The sequence below is a fragment of the Coprococcus sp. AM100_B19A genome (assembly GCF_027662015.1).
GTDB classification, from domain to species: domain Bacteria; phylum Bacillota; class Clostridia; order Lachnospirales; family Lachnospiraceae; genus Allocoprococcus; species Allocoprococcus comes.
This window is the reverse complement of the sequence record NZ_JAQDKN010000002.1, coordinates 48,501-60,056: the sequence shown is the minus strand read 5'-3', so window position 1 is coordinate 60,056 and position 11,556 is coordinate 48,501. Positions and strand designations below refer to the sequence as shown.

The window sequence follows — 11,556 nt, the reverse complement described above, 5'->3', positions numbered from 1 at the left end:
TTTCCGGAATACACTTTTATAGTTATGCAATCAAAATTGGTTCACTGAACCAATTATTGATATGCTTGGCAATAAAAAACATCCATTGGATACGATTATCATAACCGTATCCAATGGATGTTTCTGTCATATATGTTGCTTTTTTATCATTTATGTCTGTTTGCTTAAAAATGTATATTTTTATTCTGTTTCCGATATTCGGACGGAGAAATCCCGTTTTTCTTTTTAAACTCTCTGCCAAAATGACTCTGTGATGAAAAACACAGATAATCTGCAATGTAAGAAATCGAAGCCTCAGAATATTTCAGCATATTCTCAGCCGCTCGGATTCGTATCAGAATGCTATACTGTGAAATGCTCATCCCAACCTGTTCGGAAAATTTTCCGGACAAATAGCTTCTGTTTACCCCTATCTGTTTTGCCAGTTCTTCCGCCGTGATTCTTTTATGGAAATTTTGTGTCAGATAATCCTTGCACTGTTCGACATAATTTGAATTTTTCTTCTCTTTCTTCCGTTCCTGAACCATTTTCACATAGGTTCGCTGTATCTCAGAAGAGAGCTGATACATCTCTTTCTGTGTTTTACACTTTTCCAGCCTTTGATAAAACACATCGCTCACCGCATAAGCTTCTGTCGGCGATACGCCTCCTTCCATTGCTGCCCGTGAGATCAACGCAAGTCCTGCCGCAACCATATACTCCGCCTGCTTAAGGCCTCCCTCAGCCAGCTTTCCAATTTCATCATACAGATGCAGCTTGTCATACATCGGACCTTTGAAATAATCACTATCTCCTCTTTTTATCGCATCGTAGTATTTTTTTTCATATTCATATGTTACATGCTTTCGTTCATTTTCTGAAGAATCAAATTTATAGTTAACCAGTTCCCCTTCTATTTCGCTTTTCTTACCTGTTTCAATCCGACTTAATTCCATCAGCTCTGCTTCACTTATTTCAAGACCACACAGAGAAAAAAGAGACATAGACAAAATACCGGCAAGTTTCATGATCGACATTCTGGGGATATTCAATTTACGCTGCGAAAGCTGATGTCTGCGCCTGTAATGATACAGTCCGCTTTTTTCTTCCTTATCCGTCGCCAGACTCACCGGTCCTCCGATATAAAAATTGTTCTCTGCATCAGAAAATGCCATGTAAGCCACCCAGCCGTCTTCTATCGTAAGGACAGGCGCCCTTTTTTCTTCATACATCTTACGCAGATTTTCTTCTAAATACGGATCTGTCAAGAACGGATCCTCTTCATTTTCTCCGATGCCGATAACTTCCGGTATATCTTTCTCGGCATAATAAATGTGCGAGGAAATCTTACTATTTACATAGAGTCTCTCCGCCCAGAATCGTGTCTTATCCATCTTCCTTACTCCATCACTTCATTTCTCATATAGTAAAAAAGAAGCCCCACACAAGGACTCCTTCTTCAAGTAGCGGGAACTGGATTTGAACCAGCGACACCGCGGGTATGAACCGCGTGCTCTAGCCAACTGAGCTATCCCGCCAGATTCAATTATGCAACTTTCATTGCAATGGGACCAATAGGGCTCGAACCTATGACCCTCTGCTTGTAAGGCAGATGCTCTCCCAACTGAGCTATGATCCCATATGTTTGTCCGTCTCACAACCGACTTTGTCATTATACAATTATAATCATTGAAATGTCAACTGTTTTTTTACTTTTTTTGATACTTTTTTTAACAGATTTTCACCCTTCCTAAGCAAAAGCCCCCGGAATTTACTTCCGGGGACTTTTGGTTTATATTTTTACATAGAGGATATGTCTTATACAATTCCCTGAGCCTGCATTGCGTCTACAACTTTTTCAAATCCGGCAATGTTAGCACCTACTACATAGTTTCCTTCTGCTCCGTAACGTTTTGCTGCGTCTGCTGCGTTGTGGCAGATATTTACCATGATGTTCTGAAGTTTTGCATCAACTTCTTCGAATGTCCAGCTGAGACGTTCGCTGTTCTGTGACATCTCAAGTGCTGATGTGGCAACACCACCTGCATTAGAAGCTTTACCAGGTGCAAATAATACACCGTTCTCCTGCAGATACTGTGTAGCTTCCAGTGTGGTAGGCATGTTAGCTCCTTCTGCTACTGCGAAGCATCCGTTTGCAACAAGCTGTTTTGCATCTTCCAGATGAAGTTCGTTCTGTGTTGCACAAGGAAGAGCAATATCAACTTTTACTGACCATACACCACGTCCTTCATGATATTCTGAATTTGGACGGTAGTTCTTGTATTCTGTAAGTCTTGCTCTCTTCACTTCTTTGATTTCTTTCAGTGCTGCAACATCGATTCCTTCCGGATCATAAACCCATCCAGTAGAATCGCTGCATGTCACAACTTTGGCACCCATCTGCTGTGCTTTTTCGATTGCGTAGATTGCAACGTTACCTGCTCCAGAAACAGCAACTGTCTTGCCAGCGATGTCTTTTCCTGCAAGTTTGAGCATCTCGCGTGTGAAATACAGAAGTCCGTATCCTGTAGCTTCTGTACGTGCAAGGGATCCACCGTAGCTGAGTCCTTTACCTGTCAGAACACCTTCTGATAATCCACGGATTCTCTTGTACTGTCCGTACATATATCCGATCTCTCTTGCACCTGTTCCGATATCTCCGGCTGGTACATCTGTGTCTGCTCCGATATATTTGCAAAGCTCTGTCATAAAGCTCTGGCAGAATGCCATAACTTCACGATCTGATTTTCCTTTCGGATCGAAGTCTGATCCACCTTTTCCTCCACCGATTGGAAGTCCTGTCAAAGAGTTTTTGAAGATCTGTTCAAATCCAAGGAATTTGATAATTCCGATATTTACTGAAGGATGGAGACGTAATCCTCCTTTGTATGGTCCAATTGCACTGTTAAACTGTACACGGTATCCTGTATTAACCTGAACCTGACCTTTATCATCTACCCACGGTACGCGGAATTTGATCTGTCTTTCCGGCTCAACGAGTCTTTCAAGAAGAGCGTCTCTTCTGTATTCTTCTTCATGAGCTTCTACAACTGCACGAAGAGATTCCAGAACCTCTTTTACTGCCTGATGAAATTCTGGTTCATCTGGGTTTTTCTTTACTACAAGTTCAATTACTTCATCAACATAAGACATACTACTCAATACCTCCTGAATGTTCTTTTACAAAAATGTGACTTTGCACACTTCTTTGCTAAAAAAAGAGGGACAAACAAATGTCTGTCCCTCCGGAACACCTTTGTTCTTTAACAGAGTAAAGCATTCAGGCGCCTGTGTCAAGATTTTTTTTCATATTTTTCAATTTTTATGAATTTCCACTACATTTTTGTTTCAAATACAGCTGATTTTCATTTTTTTTCTTGATACTTCTTCTCTTTTTTGCAAGTTCGTGTCGACAATCTTGCATTTTTGTCTCATTCGAAGCATTTTATTCCAGATTTCCCGTCTTATTTGAAATATTTCACACCGGATTCAAAGATCTTCATATCCTGCTCACCATAAATATTGATTGCCACGGAATCTGCACGACGTTCTGAATGTGCCATCTTACCAAGCACACGGCCATCCGGACTTGTAATACCTTCAATTGCGCGATAAGAGCCATTGACGTTCCATTCTTCGTCCATAGATACATTTCCGTCAAGGTCACAGTACTGTGTTGCAACCTGTCCGTTTGCAAAGAGCTTGTCAAGCCATTCTTCACTTGCAACAAAACGTCCCTCTCCGTGGGATGCCGGATTGGTATAAACTCCGCCAAGCTCTGCCCCCTGCAACCATGGTGACTTGTTGGTAACAACTTTCGTGTAAACCATCTTGGAAATATGGCGTCCGATGGTATTGTAGGTCAGTGTCGGAGAATCCGGTGTCTGTCCCACAACTTCTCCGTAAGGAACCAGACCAAGTTTAACCAGTGTCTGGAATCCGTTACAAATACCAAGTACAAGACCATCTCTTTCGTTCAGAAGTTTTTCTACTGCTTCTTTGAGTTTTGCATTCTGGAATGCAGTTGCAAAGAATTTTGCTGAACCATCTGGTTCGTCACCAGCTGAGAATCCGCCCGGGAACATGATGATCTGGGATTTTGCAATTTCTTTTTCAAATGTATTCACAGAATCTACGATATCTGCTGCATCCATGTTACGGAATACTTTTGTGATGACCTTTGCGCCTGCTCTTTCAAATGCTTTTGCACTGTCATACTCGCAGTTTGTTCCCGGGAATACCGGGATAAATACAGTCGGCTGTGCAATCTTGTGTCCGCAGATTACAATGTCTTTTGTATCATACAGCGGAGATTCTACCTTTTCGTCAGAAGCTTCGTCAGATACCGTACGGAATACCTGTTCCAGAGTTCCTGTCCATGCATCTTCTGCTTCTTTCAGTGTGATTTCTGTATCTCCAAATGCGAATTTCGCATCATCTGTCACTTCACCGATCACAGTGTAAGAAATGGAGAGTTCTCCAACCTTGTCTGCCGGAACTTCTGCTACGATGTCACCGAATGCAGGTGCAAAAAGTTCTCTTGCATCCATGCTGTGTTCGATCTTCACACCCATTCCGTTACCGAATGCCATCTTACTGACAGCTGCGATCACTCCATGGCGGTCAAGTGCGTAAGCCGATACAATCTTTCCGTTGTGGATATCATCAGCGAACTTACCGTACTGATCCATTACCTGTTCATATACCGGAAGCTCATATTCATCTTTTTCAATCTTCATCCATACAAGTTTATTACCTGCTTTTTTCAGTTCCGGAGTAATGATATCTCCTTCTTTGGCAATGTCAACTGCAAAGGATACCAGTGTCGGCGGTACATCGATATGTTCAAATGTTCCGGACATGCTGTCCTTTCCTCCGATTGACGGAAGTCCGTAAGCAATCTGTGCCTTATATGCACCAAGCAGTGCTGCAAATGGCTGACTCCATCTTTCCGGATCCTCTGTCATTCTGCGGAAATATTCCTGGAATGTAAAACGGATCTTGCTGTAATCTCCACCACAAGCCACGATCTTAGCCATAGACTCTGTGACAGCATAGACAGCTCCGTGATACGGACTCCAGCTTGACAGATACGGATCAAATCCATAACTCATCATCGTAACGGTATCGCATTTACCATGCATAACCGGAAGCTTTGCAACCATACTCTGCGTCTCTGTCATCTGGTATTTTCCACCGTGAGGCATGAAAACCGAGCCTGCTCCGATCGATCCGTCGAACATCTCAACCAGACCTTTCTGCGAGCATACATTCAGATCTTTCAGAGTATCCAGCCATTTTTCTTTTACATCGCCAACCTCAACCTGTTTCTTAAGGATGGTATCTTCTCTTGAAGGAATATCAACTTTAACCGTTGTCTCCTGGTGTGCACCGTTGGTGTTCAGGAAGGCACGGGAAATATTTACAATCTCTTTTCCTCTCCATGAAAGAACAAGTCTCGGATCTTCGGTAACAACTGCAACCTTTACCGCCTCCAGATTCTCTTCTTTTGCATAGCCAAGGAATTCATCTACATCCTTCGGATCTACCACAACAGCCATACGCTCCTGGGATTCAGAAATTGCAATCTCTGTTCCGTCAAGACCTGCATATTTTTTCGGTACTTTGTCCAGATTGATCTGAAGACCATCTGCAAGTTCTCCGATTGCAACAGATACTCCGCCTGCTCCGAAGTCATTACACTTCTTGATCAGCTTGCTGACTTCTTCTCTGCGGAACATTCTCTGGATTTTACGTTCGGTCGGCGCATTACCCTTCTGAACCTCAGCTCCACATGTCTCGATGGATTCTTCGGTATGAACTTTGGAAGAACCGGTTGCTCCACCACAGCCATCACGTCCGGTACGTCCGCCAAGAAGAATGATGATATCTCCCGGATCCGAATTTTCACGGATAACTGCACGTCTCGGAGCAGCACCCATAACCGCACCGATCTCCATTCTCTTTGCCACATAATCCGGATGATAGATCTCTTTTACCAGTCCGGTTGCAAGTCCGATCTGATTACCATATGAGCTGTATCCATGTGCTGCACTACGCACCAGTTTCTTCTGCGGCAGTTTTCCTTTCATCGTCTCTTTTACAGATACGGTCGGATCTGCTGCACCTGTTACACGCATTGCCTGGTATACATAAGTACGTCCTGACAGCGGGTCACGGATTGCTCCACCAAGGCAGGTAGCTGCACCACCAAATGGTTCGATCTCGGTCGGATGGTTGTGCGTCTCGTTCTTGAAGTTGACAAGCCACTCTTCTTCCACACCATCTACTTCAACCGGGACAACGATACTGCAGGCATTGATCTCATCGGATTCTTCCTGATCCTGAAGTTTGCCTTCTTTTTTCAGCTTCCGCATTGCCATCAACGCAAGATCCATCAGGCATACAAATTTGTCTTCGCGTCCTTTAAAGATCTCACTGTGTGTCTGAAGGTATTCTTTATAAGTATCTTCCATCGGCTTTCTGTAATCGCCATCACCGAAGGATACTTCTGTAAGTTCTGTTGAGAATGTAGTATGACGGCAGTGGTCAGACCAGTAAGTATCCAGAACACGGATCTCTGTCATAGATGGATCTCTGTGTTCCTCCCCTTTGAAATAATTCTGGATGTGCTGGAAATCCTTGAATGTCATAGCAAGTCCAAGCGAACTGTATAACTCTTTCAGTTCCTCTTCCGGCATATCTTTGAATCCGTCAAAAATCTTTACATCTGCAGGTTCCTCGAATTTCGTAACCAGTGTCTCCGGTTTTTCAAGCCCTGTCTCTCTGGAATCCACCGGATTGATGCAGTGTGCCTTGATAGCTTCCATCTCTTCTTCGCTGATCTCACCTTCGATCACATAAGTGGTCGCTGTCTTGATAACCGGCAGCTCATCCTCTTTGATAAACTGTACGCACTGAACAGCAGAATCTGCTCTCTGGTCAAACTGTCCAGGAAGAAATTCTACAGAAAAAATGTGGTCACTTTCTTCGCGCGGGAAGTCCTCTCTGTAAAGCACATCTACCGGTGGTTCTGCAAACACACCGTTGCATGCTCTTTCAAATGTTGCATCAGAAAGATTTTCCACATCATAGCGGATCAGTACACGTACATTCTTCACCGTCTTAATTCCAAGATAACTCTTCACCTCATGGCGAAGTTCTTTAGCCTGTACTGCAAATTCTGGTTTTTTCTCCACATATACACGTTTTACGCCCATAATTTCCTCCATTAGCTTTGGTAGTAATATTGAAACCGCATGCCTTGATCCGGCATAACGGCAGTTTCCTCGATTTTTATTTTACCACATCACCTTTTATAAGTACAATAAATATAACTAAATCTTTTTATAAGTATATCTTATTTATTACAATTACCGTGAACCGCATCTCTTATTTATCTTTTTCTGGACAATACTGCAGACAAAAGATACGATTAAAAACACAGCAAAAATACTTCCGATCCTCATCACCATATCATAGAAAAAGCCCTCCGGAAGCATCCGGATCATATAGTCTTCTGCCGGATCAAGGATCCATAGGTTATTACTGAAGAAAATATGATGAAAGATCACAAAATATTTGTTAAAGTCTCTTGAGAACAGAAATCCTGCTACCGCGGTAAGTGCCAGAAATACCGCCAGCACCCGCTGATACATCTGCGGGATCAGTCTCTTCCAGTCTGCTTTCATAAGCACAAGTGCCGCCATTGAAAAAAGCAGTACGATGATCGCTCCCCTCCGGATTGCAAGTCCGCCAAGAAAAAGCCCCTGCACATCTGCCATATGAAGCCGGTCCTTCTCATTGAAAAAATCCTGTATATTTCCTTCCACTTCCGTCTCAATACTCAGTTTCTTCTCGTTGCCCCGCAAATAAGACATCATGAATTTTGTCACCTTCATAATATCCGGCATCTCCATATAAAGTTCATCCGCCACCTTATATTTTTCATATTCTTTTTCATAAAAATTCCAGTCTCCGTATGCACCGATCTCAAAACTGCTGATCAGCAGGATCACGATCAGTGAAATACTCGGCAAAATCGCCAGGATTTTATGCAGCCATTTCTTTTTTGCCATCCTTTTTCTCCTTCTCTTTTTTGTCTATAGTTTAGCAACCCTGTCTTCATTTGTCAAAAATGGTTTTCTCTTGAAATTTCATTTTTTATCACTTATAATACTAATAGGTTTTATAAGGAGGACTAATAATGGATATCAACTATGAATTATATAAAGTATTTTATTATGTTGCAGACACGCTCAGCTTTTCTGAGGCTTCCAAGCAGCTCTTTATTTCACAGTCCGCTGTCAGCCAGTCCATTAAAGCACTGGAAAAGAAACTGGATCAGGTTCTTTTCATCCGAAGCACAAAAAAAGTTCAGCTCACCCCGGAAGGCGAGATCCTTCTGCGTCATATCGAACCGGCGATCAATCTGATCAAGCGCGGGGAATCCCAGATCATGGAAACAGCCTCTACCGGCGGTCAGATCCGCATCGGTGCCAGCGACACCATCTGCCGGTATTTTCTGGTCCCTTATCTGGAACGTTTCCACAAAGCTTTCCCTAACGCACATATAAAAGTGACCAATGCCACTTCGATCAAGTGTACGGAACTTCTGGAGAACGGTCAGGTAGATCTCATTGTCGCTAACTATCCGAACGTTTACCTTGGCAGTCTTGCCTCCTTCCGAAAGATCCGTGATTTTCACGATGTCTTTATCGCAAACCAGTCCTTTGCGGAACTGCAGGGGAAAAAGCTTTCCCTCAAAGAACTGCAGCGTTATCCGATCATCATGCTGGACAGAAAAAGTACAACCAGTGAATTTCTGCATTCTCTCTTCCAGCAGCATCAGTTGGATCTGGTTCCTGAAATCGAGCTGAGCAGCAACGATCTTCTGATCGATCTCGCACGGATCGGACTTGGCATCGCTTTTATTCCGGACTACTGTGTACCAAAGAATTCCGACCAACTCTTTGTCGTCCAGACCGAAGAACAACTTCCAAAGCGTCAGCTGGTTGCCGCGTGGAACGGACATGTTCCGGTTTCCCGCGCGACACAGGCATTTCTGGATTACTTTAATGCATAAAAAGTTTCTTAATTATCCGTCTGTTTTTCCCAGAACAGACGGATTTTTTCTTCCACAATGTCTAACCGGCATCTTTCACAGTCCGCCCATTCTTTCGGGAAAATCTCTTTCCCCTTCTCCCTCTGAAAACGCTCATCCAGAAGAAGTATCACTCCGCGGTCATCCTCTGTGCGGATCACCCTTCCTGCTGCCTGCAAAACCTTGTTCATCCCCGGATACCGGTAAGCATAGTCAAATCCGTAAAGTCCCTTCTGGTCAAAATAGCTTTTCAGGATTTCCCGCTCATTACACACTTGCGGCAACCCTGTTCCGATGATCAGTGTCCCGATCAGCTTCTCATTTGTCAGATCGATTCCTTCTGAGAAAATCCCGCCAAGAACTCCAAAACCGATCAGACTTTTCTCTCTTCCCATTTCAAATGCACGCAGGAAATTTTCCCGTTCTTCTTCATCCATGTGCTTCTGCTGAATAACCAGTTCCATCTCTTCTTCATCTGATGCAAGAAGCTGTGTAAATTCCTGATACACATCTTCCATAAACCGGTAAGACGGGAAAAAGATCAGATAATTCCCCATTTTTGCTTTCACTACCCGGAAAATGTATGTCGCATATCGTTGATACATTTCCCTGGAACGCATGGTGTAACGGGTACTCACATCCACACCATTCATAAGCAGTCTCTTCTTTGTATCAAACGAAGAATCAATGTAGACCGCATAGTTGTCTTTTTCCGTACTAAGAAGTCTTTTGTAATACTGGATTGGCAGAAGTGTTGCCGAAAAGAATACAGCACTGTTCCCCTTATCCAGACATTTCTGCAGATTTGCCGCCGGGTTAACACAAAACAACTTCAGAACAAATCTTCCATTCTCCTGATACTCCGTATAGACGACATAGTTCTCATCCAACCCATCATATATATTCAGGAAAGACCTCACTTGAAAATAAAAATCCAATACGGTTTCCCGGACTTCTTTATCCACACATTCCTCGAGATACCGGTCTGTCTCAGATAGTACATTCATAAGCTGGATTCCAAAATGCGAAATATTGTCCAGCACTTTATAGTTTTCACACTCTTTTTTCATTGCCAGAAGAATCTTATTGCATGCCTCCAGTCTTTTTGCAAACCGCGGTGCTTCTCCCTTTACCAGTTTCTTCACCGCAAGAAAGTCCTCCTTGCATAACTCTGCACTGTACATCTGCCGTCCACGTTCTACCAGATTGTGTGCCTCATCGATCAGAAACAAATATCCTCCAGCGCCACCTTCTGCAAAGAAACGTCTGAGCCGGGCATCCGGGTCAAACACATAATTATAATCGCAGATCACACCATCCACCCAGGTCGACACATCCAGTGCCATTTCAAATGGACAGACCTTATGCTTTCTTGCCTGCGCTTCCAACACTTCCCGGCTCATCACATCTTCCTGCATCAAAAGCTCATAGACCGCATCATTTACCCGATCAAAATGCCCTTTGGCATATGGGCAGTCATCCGGATTGCAGCTTGTCTCCTCACAGAAACAGATTTTTTCTTTCGCCGTTAAAGTGATCACTTTGAACTTCAGATTCTGTTCCCGCAAGGTTTCGAATGCCTGCTCCGCCACCGTCCGGGTGATTGTTTTTGCCGTCAGATAAAAAATCTTCTCGCCCAGTTCTTCTCCAACCGCTTTCACTGCCGGAAATACCGTTGAAATCGTCTTCCCCACTCCGGTTGGTGCCTGGATGAACAACTTTTTCTTCCGAAGAATCGTCCGGTAAACAGATACCGCAAGATCTCTCTGCCCTTTACGATATGGAAACGGAAATTCAATCCCTTTAACAGATGCATTTCTTGCCTTTCTCCATTCAATCTGGAACTTTGCCCATTTTTCATACTGTCGGATCACTTCATCGAACCAGACTTTCAGTTCATTACTCCGATAAGAATACTGAAACCTTTTCACCTCTTCCGTCTCCATCTGGCAATAGGTCATCTGTACCCCGATCTCATCCACCCCTTCCTGTTCTGCTACCATGCTGGCATAACATTTTGCCTGTGCCAGATGAATGCCTGCCGGCTCCTGCACCCGGTCAAGTTCCCGCAGAACACCCTTGATCTCATCTACCATGACCTGCTCTTTTGTATGAATCAGTCCGTCGGCACGTCCTTCTATTTTCAAAGTAAACCCATCACAGACAATCTCTGTCTTAAGAGGTACCTCCGCCTGATAATCCGATCCCATCTGTCTCTGGATCTTCCGGTGAATCCGGCTTCCCATCTGCATATTCTCCGGATCTTGTCCGCCTCCTGTTCGATTGTCAATATCCCCTTCTCTTAAAATAAACTCCACAAGGTTTCGCACCGAAATCCGGATCATCGGGAGATTCTCGTCCATGTTCTTTCTGCCTCCGCTTTTTGCTACCTGTTATCATACCATAAACACATGTTCCTTGCCAATTGTATCCGTCCTGTCATGATATGGCTTTTCACATTTTCCGTGCCTCTA

At 43.6% G+C, this 11,556-nt stretch carries 6 protein-coding genes and 2 tRNA genes; 1 reads left to right on the top strand and 7 read right to left on the bottom strand.

All coding sequences use genetic code 11. From position 1 onward, the window contains the following. Nucleotides 1–164: 164 nt before the first annotated feature. From PGQ33_RS02470 to PGQ33_RS02445, 6 genes are all read right to left on the bottom strand, one after another. Nucleotides 165–1,373, bottom strand: a complete 1,209-nt coding sequence (locus tag PGQ33_RS02470; RefSeq protein ID WP_270205197.1) for a helix-turn-helix domain-containing protein — start codon at nucleotides 1,371–1,373, stop codon at nucleotides 165–167. 70 nt (nucleotides 1,374–1,443) lie between these two features. Further along, nucleotides 1,444–1,517 (bottom strand) — tRNA-Met (locus PGQ33_RS02465). Between the two features lie 28 nt (nucleotides 1,518–1,545). Next, nucleotides 1,546–1,618, bottom strand: a tRNA-Val gene (locus tag PGQ33_RS02460). Between the two features lie 179 nt (nucleotides 1,619–1,797). After that, the gene (gdhA, locus tag PGQ33_RS02455; protein WP_008374749.1) at nucleotides 1,798–3,132 is read right to left on the bottom strand and encodes an NADP-specific glutamate dehydrogenase; all 1,335 of its coding nucleotides are present in this window, start codon (nucleotides 3,130–3,132) and stop codon (nucleotides 1,798–1,800) included. Nucleotides 3,133–3,443: 311 nt separating this feature from the next. Beyond that, on the bottom strand, nucleotides 3,444–7,202 hold the full coding sequence (locus PGQ33_RS02450) for a phosphoribosylformylglycinamidine synthase (RefSeq protein WP_270205278.1): 3,759 nt from the start codon (nucleotides 7,200–7,202) through the stop codon (nucleotides 3,444–3,446). A gap of 150 nt (nucleotides 7,203–7,352) precedes the next feature. Further along, complete coding sequence (locus PGQ33_RS02445) at nucleotides 7,353–8,057, bottom strand: TIGR01906 family membrane protein (protein ID WP_270205196.1); 705 nt, start codon at nucleotides 8,055–8,057, stop codon at nucleotides 7,353–7,355. Nucleotides 8,058–8,185: 128 nt separating this feature from the next. On the opposite strand from PGQ33_RS02445, the gene PGQ33_RS02440 reads away from it, so the two are divergent. Beyond that, nucleotides 8,186–9,064, top strand: coding sequence for a LysR family transcriptional regulator (locus PGQ33_RS02440; RefSeq protein WP_008374739.1), 879 nt, complete (start codon nucleotides 8,186–8,188; stop codon nucleotides 9,062–9,064). Nucleotides 9,065–9,072: 8 nt separating this feature from the next. Here the strand turns inward: PGQ33_RS02440 and PGQ33_RS02435 are convergent, their stop codons facing one another. Next, nucleotides 9,073–11,445, bottom strand: a complete 2,373-nt coding sequence (locus PGQ33_RS02435) for an ATP-dependent DNA helicase (RefSeq protein WP_270205195.1) — start codon at nucleotides 11,443–11,445, stop codon at nucleotides 9,073–9,075. Nucleotides 11,446–11,556: the final 111 nt, after the last annotated feature.

What these genes read in the sequence shown, in the direction of transcription:
- PGQ33_RS02470 (WP_270205197.1), bottom strand. Translation starts at nt 1,373, where the DNA reads ATGGATAAGACACGATTCTGGGCGGAGAGACTCTATGTAAATAGTAAG.
- gdhA (WP_008374749.1), bottom strand. Translation starts at nt 3,132, where the DNA reads ATGTCTTATGTTGATGAAGTAATTGAACTTGTAGTAAAGAAAAACCCA.
- PGQ33_RS02445 (WP_270205196.1), bottom strand. Translation starts at nt 8,057, where the DNA reads ATGGCAAAAAAGAAATGGCTGCATAAAATCCTGGCGATTTTGCCGAGT.
- PGQ33_RS02440 (WP_008374739.1), top strand. Translation starts at nt 8,186, where the DNA reads ATGGATATCAACTATGAATTATATAAAGTATTTTATTATGTTGCAGAC.
- PGQ33_RS02435 (WP_270205195.1), bottom strand. Translation starts at nt 11,445, where the DNA reads ATGGACGAGAATCTCCCGATGATCCGGATTTCGGTGCGAAACCTTGTG.